Origin of the sequence: Microbacterium wangchenii (assembly GCF_004564355.1) — a bacterium.
Lineage (GTDB): Bacteria > Actinomycetota > Actinomycetes > Actinomycetales > Microbacteriaceae > Microbacterium > Microbacterium wangchenii.
Map to the genome: position 1 here is coordinate 2,728,536 of NZ_CP038266.1, position 12,189 is coordinate 2,740,724.

Annotated in this window: 14 protein-coding genes; 6 read left to right on the forward strand and 8 right to left on the reverse strand. The window is 70.5% G+C overall.

Going from position 1 to position 12,189, the window contains the following annotated elements; all coding sequences use genetic code 11:
* Nucleotides 1-21 precede the first annotated feature (21 nt).
* Complete coding sequence (gene rlmB, locus E4K62_RS13195) at nt 22-1,023, reverse strand: 23S rRNA (guanosine(2251)-2'-O)-methyltransferase RlmB (protein ID WP_135068156.1); 1,002 nt, start codon at nt 1,021-1,023, stop codon at nt 22-24.
* Nucleotides 1,016-2,437, reverse strand: a complete 1,422-nt coding sequence (gene cysS / locus E4K62_RS13200) for a cysteine--tRNA ligase (RefSeq protein ID WP_135068159.1) — start codon at nt 2,435-2,437, stop codon at nt 1,016-1,018. The genes rlmB and cysS overlap by 8 nt, the downstream gene beginning before the upstream one ends.
* Before the next feature lie 79 nt (nt 2,438-2,516).
* Between cysS and E4K62_RS13205 the strand changes: the two genes are divergently transcribed.
* The 4 genes from E4K62_RS13205 (at nt 2,517) to E4K62_RS13220 (ending at nt 5,502) form a co-directional block, all read left to right on the forward strand.
* Nucleotides 2,517-3,434 (forward strand): DMT family transporter, encoded by a 918-nt coding sequence (locus tag E4K62_RS13205; RefSeq protein WP_135068161.1) that lies wholly within the window; start codon nt 2,517-2,519, stop codon nt 3,432-3,434.
* Nucleotides 3,431-3,895, forward strand: a complete 465-nt coding sequence (locus E4K62_RS13210; protein WP_135068163.1) for a GNAT family N-acetyltransferase — start codon at nt 3,431-3,433, stop codon at nt 3,893-3,895. The genes E4K62_RS13205 and E4K62_RS13210 overlap by 4 nt, the downstream gene beginning before the upstream one ends.
* Before the next feature lie 391 nt (nt 3,896-4,286).
* Entirely contained in the window at nt 4,287-4,673 is a 387-nt protein-coding gene (locus E4K62_RS13215; protein ID WP_135068165.1) for a PadR family transcriptional regulator, read from the forward strand.
* A 214-nt stretch (nt 4,674-4,887) separates the two neighbouring features.
* Nucleotides 4,888-5,502: a hypothetical protein gene (locus E4K62_RS13220; RefSeq protein ID WP_147911184.1), complete on the forward strand. Its 615-nt coding sequence runs from the start codon at nt 4,888-4,890 to the stop codon at nt 5,500-5,502.
* 113 nt (nt 5,503-5,615) lie between these two features.
* Here the strand turns inward: E4K62_RS13220 and ispD are convergent, their stop codons facing one another.
* Complete coding sequence (ispD, locus tag E4K62_RS13225; RefSeq protein ID WP_135068169.1) at nt 5,616-6,815, reverse strand: 2-C-methyl-D-erythritol 4-phosphate cytidylyltransferase; 1,200 nt, start codon at nt 6,813-6,815, stop codon at nt 5,616-5,618.
* A gap of 23 nt (nt 6,816-6,838) precedes the next feature.
* Nucleotides 6,839-7,321, reverse strand: coding sequence for a CarD family transcriptional regulator (locus tag E4K62_RS13230; RefSeq protein WP_135068171.1), 483 nt, complete (start codon nt 7,319-7,321; stop codon nt 6,839-6,841).
* 155 nt (nt 7,322-7,476) lie between these two features.
* Between E4K62_RS13230 and E4K62_RS13235 the strand changes: the two genes are divergently transcribed.
* Nucleotides 7,477-7,956, forward strand: coding sequence for a DNA modification methylase (locus E4K62_RS13235; RefSeq protein ID WP_135068173.1), 480 nt, complete (start codon nt 7,477-7,479; stop codon nt 7,954-7,956).
* 30 nt (nt 7,957-7,986) lie between these two features.
* On the opposite strand, the gene E4K62_RS13240 is transcribed toward E4K62_RS13235, so the two are convergent.
* Both E4K62_RS13240 and E4K62_RS13245 read right to left on the reverse strand, forming a co-directional pair.
* Nucleotides 7,987-8,670 carry a response regulator transcription factor gene (locus E4K62_RS13240; RefSeq protein WP_135068175.1) on the reverse strand — a complete coding sequence of 228 codons (684 nt, stop codon included), beginning with the start codon at nt 8,668-8,670 and terminating at the stop codon, nt 7,987-7,989.
* Complete coding sequence (locus E4K62_RS13245) at nt 8,667-9,881, reverse strand: sensor histidine kinase (protein WP_135068177.1); 1,215 nt, start codon at nt 9,879-9,881, stop codon at nt 8,667-8,669. Before E4K62_RS13245 ends, E4K62_RS13240 begins: the two co-directional genes overlap by 4 nt.
* A 169-nt stretch (nt 9,882-10,050) precedes the next feature.
* Between E4K62_RS13245 and phoU the strand changes: the two genes are divergently transcribed.
* Nucleotides 10,051-10,725, forward strand: a complete 675-nt coding sequence (phoU, locus tag E4K62_RS13250) for a phosphate signaling complex protein PhoU (protein ID WP_135068179.1) — start codon at nt 10,051-10,053, stop codon at nt 10,723-10,725.
* Between the two features lie 10 nt (nt 10,726-10,735).
* On the opposite strand, the gene E4K62_RS13255 is transcribed toward phoU, so the two are convergent.
* Nucleotides 10,736-11,389 carry a hypothetical protein gene (locus E4K62_RS13255; protein WP_135068181.1) on the reverse strand — a complete coding sequence of 218 codons (654 nt, stop codon included), beginning with the start codon at nt 11,387-11,389 and terminating at the stop codon, nt 10,736-10,738.
* A 4-nt stretch (nt 11,390-11,393) separates the two neighbouring features.
* The gene (locus tag E4K62_RS13260; RefSeq protein ID WP_135068183.1) at nt 11,394-12,185 is read right to left on the reverse strand and encodes a hypothetical protein; all 792 of its coding nucleotides are present in this window, start codon (nt 12,183-12,185) and stop codon (nt 11,394-11,396) included.
* Nucleotides 12,186-12,189: the final 4 nt, after the last annotated feature.

Below are 12,189 nucleotides of genomic sequence, written 5' to 3' on the forward strand. Positions count from 1 at the left end.
ATCCCCTACCCCGACCCGCTCCTACTCGCGAACGGCGCAGAGGGTCGCCACCTGGTACAGGGCGACGGATGCGGCGATGCCGGCGTTGAGCGACTCGGTCGCGGCGGAGATCGGGATGGAGACGACCTGGTCGCACGTCTCGGTGACCAGGCGCGACAGGCCCTTGCCCTCCGAGCCCACCACGATCACGACGGGCCGGTCGGCCAGCTCCAGCGCCGGCAGCGCCACGTCACCGTCGCCGTCGAGTCCCAGGACGAACACGCCCTGCTTCTTGAACTCCTTGAGCGTGCTGGTGAGGTTCGCAGCGATGGCGACGGGGATGCGCGCGGCTGCGCCGGCGCTCGTCTTCCACGCCGCCGAGTTCACGCTCGCCGACCGGCGCTGCGGGATGATGATGCCGTGCCCGCCGAAGGCTGCGGTGGAGCGGATGATCGCACCGAGGTTGCGCGGGTCGGTCACGCCGTCCAGCGCGACGAACAGCGGAGTCTGCCCGCGGTCGATGACCTGTTCGAGCAGGTCTTGCGGGTGTGCGTACTCGTACGGCGGAACCTTCAGCGCGACGCCCTGGTGCACGCCGTCGAAGCCGGCCATGCGGTCCAGCTCGGGGCGGGTGACCTCCAGCACGGGGATCTCGCGGTGATTCGCGATCGACAGCATCTCCTTGACCCGGTCGTCCATCTCCACGCGCTGCGCGATGTAGAACGCGGTCGCGGGGATCTTGGCGCGCAGGGCCTCGAGCACCGAGTTGCGGCCGGTGACCGTCTCGGTGTCGTCGTCCTTCTTCGCCTTCGAACGACTGGGGTTACCCCCGCGTCCGCCGGCGGACCCGCCGGGCTTGCGCGCTCCACCCGCCGCGGCATAGCGCTCGGCCGCGGCCTTGCGCTTGCCGGCGGGGTGCCACGCGCGGTCCTCGGCCTTCGGCGTCGGTCCGCGACCCTCGAGGGATCGCTTGTTCTTGCCGCCCGTGCCCTTGGTGGGGCCCTTCTTGCCACGCCCGGCGGACGGGTTTCCTGGCTTAGCCATCGTTCAGACTCCAATGGGTCCCGGTGGGACCGTCTTCGAGGGCGACACCGGCCGCCGCGATCGCGTCGCGGATGCGGTCGGCTGCCGCCCAGTTCTTGTTCGCGCGGGCTTCCGCGCGCTGGTCGATGAGTGCGCGGAGCAGCCCGTCCAGGGCCGCGGCCGCGGCATCCGGGGCTGACGCGACGGCACTGCCGGTCTCGAGGAGACCGAGGACGTCGAGCATCGCCGCCACGGCGCGCGACGCGGCGATCGCGCCGTCGCGGTCGCCGTCGTCGACGGCGACATTGCCGGCGCGCACGGTCTCGTGCAGGACGGCGAGGGCCTGCGGCACACCCAGGTCGTCGTCCATCGCCGCCGCGAACGCCTCGGGGATGCCGGCGGGCGTCACCGCCGCCGGGTCGCCGGCTGTCAGGCGCAGCACGCGCTGTCGGAATGTGGTGATGCGCTCCAGCGCCGCGCGCGCCTCGGCGTACGACTCGGGGGTGAGATCCAGCGTCGAGCGGTAGTGGGCCGCGGCCAGCGCGTACCGGACGACGAGCGGCTCGTGCTCGGCGAGGACGTCCTGAGCGAGCACGAAGTTGCCGAGCGACTTGGACATCTTCTGCCCGCCGACGGTCACCAGGCCGTTGTGCACCCAGTAGCGGGCGAACGCGTCGCCGGCGGCGGCGGACTGCGCCAGCTCGTTCTCGTGGTGTGGGAAGCGCAGGTCGAGGCCGCCGCCGTGGATGTCGAACTCGGGCCCGAGGTAGCGCCGCGACATGGCGGAGCACTCGATGTGCCACCCCGGGCGACCCCTGCCCCACGGCGATTCCCACGTGGCGCTCTCGGGCTCCCCCGGCTTGGCGCCCTTCCACAGCGCGAAATCGTGCGGGTCGCGCTTACCGCGCGGATCGGCGTCACCGGCGGGCTCCATCGCGTCGACCGACTGGCGGGTGAGCGCGCCGTAGGCGGGCCAGGAGCGGACGTCGAAGTACACGTCGCCGGCGGCATCCGACTCGTCGCCTGCCGCGTAGGCGTGGCCGGCGTCGATCAGGCGCGCGATGAGCTCCTGCATCTGGGGGATCGACGCCGTTGCGCGCGGCTCGTACGTGGGCGGCAGGATGCCCGCCGCGGAGTAGGCGTGGGTGAACTCCTGCTCCATGCGGTAGGCCAGCGCCCACCACTCCTCGGAGTCGGTGGCGTTGGCGAGCACCTTGTCGTCGATGTCGGTGACGTTGCGGACGAAGGTGACCCGGCCGAACCGGTACGTGAGCCAGCGGCGGAGGATGTCGAAGGCCAGCGCCCCGCGGACATGACCGATGTGCGGGCCCGACTGCACCGTCGGCCCGCAGACGTAGATGCTGACGTGGTCGGGGTCGCGGGGAACGAAGTCGCGCAGCGCCTGCGCCTTCGTGTCATAGATCCGGACCGTCACGGTCCCAGCCTACCGGCGGGCCTGCCGCACGCCCGCTGGGCGTCGCCGGCACAGGGGCGCAGGCGGTAGAAATGATCGCATGCCCGCCGTCTTCGCCGTCCTCGCCGCGGCGGTCCTGTTCGGGACGACCGGCACGTCGCAGGCGCTGGGCCCCGACGACAGCACCCCCCTCGCGGTGGGCGTCGCCCGCCTGCTGGTCGGGGGCACGGTACTGGCCGTCGTCGGACTGGCCGTCGGCGCCCGCGCGCGGCGCCGGGAGCCCCATCCGCCGCCGGTGACGCCGCGCGCGGTCGCCCTTCTGGCGTTGACCGGAGTGAGCCTCGCGGCCTACCAGCCGCTGTTCTTCCTCGGTACCGAGCGCAACGGCGTGGCCGTGGGCACCGTCGTCGCGCTCGGGTCGGCACCCGTGCTGGCCGGACTGTTCGAGTGGGCGCTCACACGCCGCGTCCCCACGCTCACGTGGGCGGGTGCCACCGCGCTGGCCCTGGCCGGGGTCGCCCTGCTGGCGCTGGGCGGCAGGGGGCAGACGGGAGCGGACCCGGTCGGATTCGCCGCGTCGGTGGCCGCCGGCGCCACCTTCGCGATCATCGCCGTCGCACAGCGTCGCCTGTTCGACTCCGGATGGAACCCGTTCAGCGTCGCCGGCGGCATGGGCGCGACCGCGGCGCTGATCGCGGTGCTGTGCGTGCCTTTCGTCGACCTGCGGTGGGCGACGACCGGCAGCGGGCTGGTGATGTCGCTGTGGCTCGGCCTGGTCACGATCGCGGCGGCCTACACCCTCTTCACGTGGGGGCTCCAGCGCCTCACCGCCGGCACGGCGGCCACCCTGACCCTCGGCGAGCCCCTCACCGCCGCGGTCCTGGGCATCGCGGTGCTCGGCGAGCGACTGTCGCTGCCGGCGGTCGCGGGGCTGGCAGTCCTGTGCGCCGGCCTCGTTCTGCTCGCGTGGGGGTCGCGTCCGCCCCGCGACCCTTCCCCCTACGCCGTGGAGGCATGACCGTGGTCACCATCGCCCTCGCCGACCTCGACGATCCCCGCACCCGCGCGCTCGTGTCGGCGCATCTGTCCGGCATGCGGGCCGCCTCTCCTCCGGAGAGCGTCCACGCCCTCGAGATGGCGGGGCTGCAGCATCCCGATGTGACGCTGTGGTCGGCGGAGGTCGACGACCGGATCGCCGGAATCGCGGCACTCTCGCGGCTGGATGACACCAGCGGCGAGATCAAGTCGATGCGCGTGGATGAGGCCTTCCTCGGCCGCGGCATCGGGCGCGCCCTCCTTCACCACGTCATGGGCGCCGCGCGGAAGCGCGGCATGACGCGACTGTGGCTGGAGACCGGCTCCACCGACGAGTTCCTCGCGGCACGTCGCCTGTACGAGAGCGAGGGCTTCACCCCGTGCGGGCCGTTCGGCGCGTATCGGCCCGATCCGTTCTCGGCCTTCTTCAGCCGCCCGCTCTGACCGCGGCCGCGCGATTCCTGTCCCGCCGTTCAACCCGGCGACGGAGGGTGATGCTGCACGCCGTCAGCAACATACCGGCGACAGCGACGCCCACGGCGACAGGCCATACCGGTACGCCTTGCCCGAAGGTCACAGGCTCTGGCGACATCAACGCGAGGATCAGGACTATCCCCGCAGTCAGGGTGATGACGATACCGCTGCCTATGCCGGCGTAAGCGGCAGCGCGCGCAGGAATGGCGCGGGGGTTCCGGTCCATGCCGACGTCACGGGTCACGGCTTCTGCGCTCCCACGTCGCACGGGCTGTCGAGCGTCTGTGACCGACAACCACTGAGACTGTGAGCTACCCGAACCACTCGCCCCATAGTAATGCGAAGAGAGTATTCTCGCGATATGAACGCTGTCGCGCGAGAGGTATCGGGAGCAGTCTCGTTCTGGATATTGACGGCTCTAGCGGAGTCACCAAAGCATGGATATGCGATTCTGCGCGACGTCGAATTGATGAGCACGTCGCACGGTGGGACAGTCTCCCTGAAGGTCCCCACTCTGTACGCCGCCCTGGAGCGCCTCGATCGACTGGCGCTGATCGAAGTCGCCGGTGAGGACGTCGTCGATGGGCGAGCACGCAGGTACTTCCGCCTCACCGACTCTGGACTGAGTGCGCTCGACGAAGAGATTTCTCGGATCGAGAGTAGGGCGCGTGCGGCTCGATCGATGATCACCTCGCGATCCGGTGCGGAGGCGCCGCGAGCGACCGCCGAAGAGTCTCGGGGAAGGTGACGTGATGACGGATCGCGTCGGCAGGCGGTATCGGCGCCTCCTCCGCTGGTACCCGAGGCGGTGGCGAGAAGCCAACGAGGCCGTGGTGATGGCCACGCTTCTGGACGTCGACGACGCTCGCGGTCGCCGAGGACCGACCTTCGCCGAGGCGTGGTCCCTCAGAATCGACGGTTTAACCCACCGACTCCACCTGTTCGGATGGAGAGTCCCTCGCGTGGGCCACAAGTCTCGTGATGGCCGCACCCCTCCTCGTCTCTGGATCCGATTCGCCATCGTGCTCGGTTCCGGCGCGTTCGGCACGGTCGCGGTAGGCGGGTGGGTGGTCTTCCAGTCTCACGACATCGAACCCGCGCCCGGCCTCACCCTCGCCGAATCCGCCGAGATCACAACGTGGTTCGGAGCCAACCAAGCGGTGGAGCGGGCGACAGAGGACATCGGCGCCTGCCTGAGGGAAGCAGGCGTTGATGCCCATGTGAGGAGAGAGTCTCACAACACCGGCGTCTCGATCGAGATGGGGGGCATGGGCACAAACGAGCAGCAAGCCCTGAGCGCGTGCGCGTCATCCATAGCCGACATCGCACCGCCCATTCAGGACGCTGGATTCCGAGCGGATGCCTATCAGTGGATTCACGGGCAGTACGACTGCCTCCTCGGCGCCGGATTCGCCCTGCCAGCTGCCCCGACACTTGAGGAGTTCGAGAACGAGATCGAACAGTTGGGGGCGGTGGGATGGAATCCCATCAGTGACGCCGCTGACATCATCGGCAGCGAGCACGCGGGGCAGGCTCGCGCGTTGGATGCGTGTCCCGCGGACACCCCCATTTGGTGATCACCGACCGCTAACGGGCGAGGCCCTGATGTCGCTTGCGCACAGGGAGATTAGCCCAGGACGGGAACCGCTATCGATAGACCGCCGTAGCTTCACCCGCCCGCTCTGACGGGTCAGACGGGGAAGACCAGGGCCGTCGCGAAGGCGGCGACACCCTCCCCGCGCCCCGGAAATCCCAGGCCGTCGGTCGTGGTGGCGCTCACGGAGACCGGCGCGCCGCCGAGGGCCGCCGACAGCGCCGCTTCGGCTTCCGCGCGACGGCCGGCGAAGCGGGGACGGGTGGCCTGGAACTGCACCGCCACGTTCCCGATGCGCCATCCCGCCTCCCCCACGATCGCCGCCGTGCGCGCGAGGAAGGCCTCCGCGTGCGCGCCGGAGTACTCCGGCCGGTCAGTGCCGAAGTGCGTGCCGATATCGCCCTGTCCGGCCGCGGAGAGGATCGCGTCGACGATCGCGTGGGCGACGACGTCGCCGTCGGAGTGGCCCGAGAGGGCGGGTTCCCCCGGCCACTCCAGGCCGGCGAGCCACAGGGTGCCCGCCGCCGCGAACGCGTGCACGTCGGTGCCGATCCCTACGCGGGGTATCGGCACGGAGTGCTCGAGCGCCGCATGCGACGCCGTCGACGGGGCGACCAGGGCGCGAGCGCGGTCAAGGTCGTCGGGCGTGGTGATCTTGAACGACCGCGTGTCACCCGGGACGATCGCGACGGCTCTTCCCGCCGCGGCGACCAGCGCGGCGTCATCGGTGTATTCGCGGTCGGCGACGGCGTACGCGCTGTCGATCACGACACGCGCGAACCCCTGGGGGGTCTGCGCTGCAGCCAGCTGGGACCGATCCACCGCAGCCACGACATCGGAGCCGCTGACCTGCTTGAGCGTGTCCACGACCGGGAGGGTGGGCACCACCGCAGGCACGCCGTCCGCGAGCGCGTCGAGCACGCGCCCGAAAACATCCGGTGGGGTGAGGGCTCGGGCGGCGTCGTGGACGAGGACGAATTCCACGTCCGGCCACACCGCCGCCAGGCCCGCAGCGACAGACTCCTGCCGTGTCGCTCCCCCGACGACGACCGACGCGAGGTCGCGTCGGTCTCCGGATGCGGCGAGCAGCTCGGTGAGCGCGTCGCCCTCACGCCCGGCCGGCGCCACGACGATCACCTGGGCGGACGGCGCCGCGAACACACCCTCCAGCGCGTGGCGCAGCACGGTGTGACGATCGATGCCGACGAACGCTTTCGGCGCGGTCGCGCCCAGCCGCGTTCCGGAGCCGGCGGCGACGACGATGATAGCGATACGGGGGACGGGCGTGATGCTCACGCCCCCACGCTAGCGCCGGGTCGTCAGGAAGCGAGCACCTCGTCGAGGACGACGCCTGCGCGCTCCTCGTCGGTCTTCTCCGCGAGAGCCAGCTCGGACACGAGGATCTGACGGGCCTTGGCGAGCATGCGCTTCTCACCGGCAGACAGGCCGCGGTCCTGGTCACGGCGCCACAGGTCGCGGACGACCTCGCTCACCTTGATGACGTCACCGGAGGCGAGCTTCTCGAGGTTCGCCTTGTACCGGCGGGACCAGTTCGTGGGCTCTTCCGTGAAGGGCGCCCGCAGCACCTCGAAGACCTTGTCGAGACCTTCCTTGCCGATCACATCGCGAACGCCGACCAGGTCGACGTTCTCAGCGGGAACCTCGATGATGAGATCACCCTGCGTGACGTTGAGCTTCAGGTACTTCTTCGTCTCGCCGCGGATGATGCGGTCTTTGACTTCGATGATCGTGGCCGCCCCGTGATGGGGGTACACAACGGTCTCGCCAACCTCAAAAAGCATGCAGTTATGTCCTTTCGGCAACGTCTAGGATACCACAGCCCGCGATGCTGTAAGGTTCTCCGCTCGCCGGGCCGCTCGGCACGGGACCGGCGTGGAACAGGGCGGCCGACCCCATAGAATGCTGAGGAAGCTCGTCTGCTCCACCGGGAGGAACTGTGAAACCGCGCCTCATCGCGTCTGCCGCCCTGGGCGTCGCCGTTCTCCTCGGAGCAACCGGCTGTGCCTTCATCACCCCGCAGGCGACGACCATCGTCTATTCGCCTGCTGATGGCGTCAACATCCCCGACTCCGGCCCGCTCAAGGTGCGCAACGTGCTCATCGTGAGCGAGGGCGACGGCGAGGCGGGCAACATGATCGCCGCGATCGTCAACGAGACCGACGAGCCGCACACCCTCAACATCGAGCTGGGCGAGGGCGCATCGGTGGAGAAGGCCACCGTTCGTGTGCCGGCCAAGTCGAGCCTGAGCCTGGGCAACCCCTCCGACGACACTCCCCCACTCGAGCTGGAGAACATCGAAGGACCGGCCGGCTCCACCGTTCCGGTGTACTTCCAGTCGGGCGATTCCGAGGGCGTCCTGTACGAGGTGCCCGTCCTGGACGGCGCGCTGGACTACTACAACGAACTGCTCCCCTGACGGCTCCCGCCGGTGAGGTGACCGGCGCGCTCAGGCTTCGAAGCGGTACCCGAGACCGCGCACGGTGACGAGCATGCGCGGGTCGCTGGGATCGGACTCGATCCGCGAGCGGATGCGCTTGACGTGCACGTCCAGCGTCTTGGTGTCGCCGAAGTAGTCCGTCCCCCACACGCGATCGATCAGCTGCCCGCGCGTCAGCACGCGCCCCGCGTTGCGCATGAGCACTTCCAGGAGCTCGAACTCCTTGAGGGGCATGTTGATCTCGGTGCCGTCGACGGCGACCGCGTGGCGATCGATGTCGAGGGTGACGCGTCCGCCGGTGAGGATGCGGTCATCCAGCGACGGCTCGTCCTGCGCGTAGCGACGCAGCACCGCGCGCATCCGGGCGAGCAGCTCGCGGGCGGAGTAGGGCTTGGTGACGTAGTCGTCCGCACCCAGCTCGAGCCCGACGACGATGTCGACCTCGGAATCCTTCGCCGTCAGCATGATGATGGGAACGCGGGAGGTGGCTCGCAGCTGCCGGCACACCTCCGTCCCCGGCATCCCGGGCAGCATGAGATCCAGCAGCACGATGTCCGCCCCACGCTCGCGGAAGGCGGTGAGGGCGTGACCGCCGTCGCCGGCGATCTCCACCTCGTACCCCTCGCGACGCAGCAGGTAGGCCAGGGGGTCGGCCAGATCCGGCTCGTCCTCGACGATCAGCACGCGGGTCATACGGAATCCCTCTCGGTGGGCGTGGGGTGGGTGAGGACCCTCCTGCGGCGGTCCTTACGCACGGGCTTCGGCTGCGGCGGGTCGCTCTCGGGGGTCGCGGCCGGAAGACGGACCGTGAAGGTGGACCCGCGGCCGGGGGCCGACCACAGGCGCACCTCCCCGCCGTGGCGCTGCACGGCGTGCTTGACGATCGACAAGCCCAGCCCTGTGCCGCCGGTGCTGCGCGAGCGCGCCTGGTCGGCACGGTAGAAGCGCTCGAAGATGCGCTGTTGCTCCGCCTCGGGGATGCCGATGCCGCGGTCGGTGACGGCGATCTCCACGACGCCGTCGGCCTCTCTCACCCCCACGCCCACGCTGGAACCGGCCGGCGAGTAGGCGATGGCGTTGGCGATGAGGTTGCCCACGGCCTCCGAGAGCACCTGCGCGTCGCCGCGCACGTGCAGGCCGCGCGTCCCCCCGCGCACGAGCGTGACCGACGCCGAGTCGGCCTGCAGCGCGTGGGCCTCCACGGCACTGGTGACCACCTCATCCACGGATACGTCGCGCACCTCCCGGAGTTCGTCCGAGGCCTGCAGGCGCGACAGGCTCATGATCCGGGCGGTGAGAGCGGCCAGGCGAGCTGCCTCCGCCGTGAGGCGCGCGGCGAAGATCCGCACCTGCGCCGGGTCGTCGGCGGCCATCTCGATCGCTTCCGACAACAGGCTCACCGCCCCGACCGGGGTCTTCAGCTCGTGACTGGTGTTGGCCACGAAATCGCGGCGCATCTCCTCCACCCGCTCCTGCTCGGTGATGTCGCGGAGCACCACGAGCGTCAGGCGCGGGGAGATGCTCGCCGCCCGCGCCGCCACCAGGCGCGGCTCTGCCGGTGCCGGGCCGCGCCGCAGCCGCAGGTTCCGCACCACCGGGGCGCCGGTGTCCCGCGCGGCACGAGCCACGTGACGCAACTCCTCGCCGGGGATGACGTCGCCGACGCGGATGCCGAAGACTCCGACCGGCGCGGAGGCGGCGAGCACGGTCGAAGAGGCGTCGGACACGAACGCCGGATCATCCATCGCCCGCAGCACCAGCGTCACTCCGTCGGGGACGTGCGACGACGTCTCGGCGCGCTGCCGGTCCCGGAGCCGGAACGCGTAGGCGATGAGAAGGACGACGGAACCCCCGACGACGACTCCCAGGATGAGAGCCAGCAGCACGAGCTGCGTTCGATCCATGCCACCAGCGTACGGGCGCTCACCGGTCGCGCCAGGCCGTCCCGGCCGCCCCGGCGTTGGGCGGGAGATACTATTCACTCGCACGGCACCGTTCGTTCACCTTCGGCCGGGAGGATCGCCACGGTGGCCGCACGTGTGTGCCGTGCCGCGAATCAGGAAGGGTACTGCGATGCGCGAAGTGTTCCATCAGTCGCTCGAGGACGTGCAGAACCGTCTCGTGGAGATCGCCGAGCTGGTGACAGTGGCCATCGACGGCGCCACCCGCGCCTTCTCCACCAGCGACGTCACACTGGCCGAAGAGGTCATCGAGGCCGACCGCATCATCGACGAGAAGGCCGTCGCCCTCGACGAGCTGGCGATCGAGATTCTGGCGCGCCAGCAGCCGGTGGCCCGCGACCTGCGCATCGTGGTCACGGCGCTGCGGGTGAGTGCGTCACTGGAGCGCATGGGCGACATGGCCGAGCACATCGCCCAGCTCGCCCGCTCGCGCTTCCCGGAGCGGGCCATCCCCAAGGGCCTGAAGGGCACCTTCAAGCGGATGGGCGAGCTCGACGTCTCCGTGGCGCGCAAGCTGACCGAGCTGCTGCGCACGGAGGACCTGCGCCTGGCCGAGGAGATCCGCAACGACGACGACGCGATCGACGAGCTGCACGTCAGTGTCTTCGAGAAGGTCCTGGGCGAGAACTGGAAGGGCGAGGCGATGGCGACCGTGGACGCGACGCTCGCCAGCCGCTACCACGAGCGCTTCGCCGACCACGCCGAGTCGGTCGCGAAGAAGGTCGTCTACCTCGCCACCGGCGACTGGAGCGCCGACCCGCAGACACTCGAGGCCTTCGCCGAATAGACGGCCCCGATCAGCCCGCGACGCGCCGCCAGACCGGATCGGCCGTCGCGAACCCCTGGACGATGCGCATGACGCCGCCCGCCTGAACGCAGCCGGCGACGAGCGAGATCAGCCCGACGAGTCCCGCCGCGATCGCGAGTGCGATGTCTTCACCCTCGAGGATCCCGCGGAAGAGGAGCGCGGTCCCGAAGACGGCGAGCAGGAACGCCAGCGCGGCGGTGATCAGGCGGACGAACAGCGGCGGCTCGAGGTTCACGAGGCGTGCCTGCACCCACCCGCGCGCCGACGGCGCGGCAGCGCCGCCGCGGAACGGGAGGCCGATCCACCACGCGGCCGCCGCCGCGAGCTGTCGCCCCGTGCGCCAGAGACGGATGAGCAGCCACGCTCCGGCGCCGCTCATGCCGACGGAGATCATGATGACGATCATGTCGACGGCGCTCACCGGGCCTGTCCAGGCCAGCAGCGCGTCGGTCATGACGAGCGTCATGAACACGCCCACGACGGTGAGGGCGTAGGCGAGGACGCCCATCCCCCACCGCGACCACCGCTCGTAGTCGGCGCGCAGCGCCGTGACGGCACGGGTGGCGTCGTACGGGTCGGCATCCGCCGACCCGACGTGGGCCAGCCATGCCTCGGACTCGGGGCGCACGAAGGAGAAAGCCACCGCGTCATCCGCCCTGCTCAGCCGCCGGCGCCGGGACGAGATCCTCCCGCGGCGCCATCGAGATGCCGAGCAGCCCGATCCTGACTCCCCGTGCCCGTTCCAGCTCGGCGGCAGGGACGAGCTCGCGTTCGTCGAGCACATCGAGGGCATCCGCGATATCGGCCTGGATCCGCCCCCGGTCCGCCTCGGCGAGGCCTGACACGGCGGCGTCCAGCCGCGCCAGATTCCGGCGCCACCGGTCGCTTCCTGCATCCGCGGGGCCTCGGTAGACCGCGGAATGCAGTGCGCCGACAACGGCATCTGCGAGCAGTCCGAGGGCAGCGAACCCGAAGTCCGCCTCCCCCTGTGCGAGCGCCAGGCCGGCGACGGCAGTGGCCGCCGCCGACGGCCCGAGATGCAGCATGCCGAGCAGTCGACCGACCTTGGGGTCGACGCCCGACGGGTCCCGATGGTCGATGACGAGGCCGATCGCCGCCAGGACTGCGGCGATCGCCGCGATGGAGCCGGGAATGCGGAGGTCGAGACCCTCGTCCTGCGCGAACAGCCATCCGACGACGGCACCCGCCGCGAGGAGGGGGAACACGAAGCTCGCGATGTGGCTGAGGGTCAGCAGGCAGCCCCACGCGCGGACGGTGTCCTTCGACAGTGCGCGCCATGCCTCGGCGGGCGCGAAGAAGGCGATCGCCCGGCGCAGCTCGGCGTCCTCGTGCAGGGCGTGCGCCTCGAGCTTCCACCAGTCGAGCGGCTCCCAGCTGCGACGCGCGCGCGCGAATCGGACAGCAGGTCCGTCGCTCATACCG

Excerpts from the sequence above, each read along its gene's own strand:
- E4K62_RS13210 (WP_135068163.1), top strand. The coding sequence starts at position 3,431 with ATGACCGTGGTCACCATCGCCCTCGCCGACCTCGACGATCCCCGCACC.
- E4K62_RS13215 (WP_135068165.1), top strand. The coding sequence starts at position 4,287 with ATGAACGCTGTCGCGCGAGAGGTATCGGGAGCAGTCTCGTTCTGGATA.
- phoU (WP_135068179.1), top strand. The coding sequence starts at position 10,051 with ATGCGCGAAGTGTTCCATCAGTCGCTCGAGGACGTGCAGAACCGTCTC.
- rlmB (WP_135068156.1), bottom strand. The coding sequence starts at position 1,023 with ATGGCTAAGCCAGGAAACCCGTCCGCCGGGCGTGGCAAGAAGGGCCCC.
- E4K62_RS13245 (WP_135068177.1), bottom strand. The coding sequence starts at position 9,881 with ATGGATCGAACGCAGCTCGTGCTGCTGGCTCTCATCCTGGGAGTCGTC.
- E4K62_RS13205 (WP_135068161.1), top strand. The coding sequence starts at position 2,517 with ATGCCCGCCGTCTTCGCCGTCCTCGCCGCGGCGGTCCTGTTCGGGACG.
- E4K62_RS13240 (WP_135068175.1), bottom strand. The coding sequence starts at position 8,670 with ATGACCCGCGTGCTGATCGTCGAGGACGAGCCGGATCTGGCCGACCCC.
- E4K62_RS13260 (WP_135068183.1), bottom strand. The coding sequence starts at position 12,185 with ATGAGCGACGGACCTGCTGTCCGATTCGCGCGCGCGCGTCGCAGCTGG.
- E4K62_RS13230 (WP_135068171.1), bottom strand. The coding sequence starts at position 7,321 with ATGCTTTTTGAGGTTGGCGAGACCGTTGTGTACCCCCATCACGGGGCG.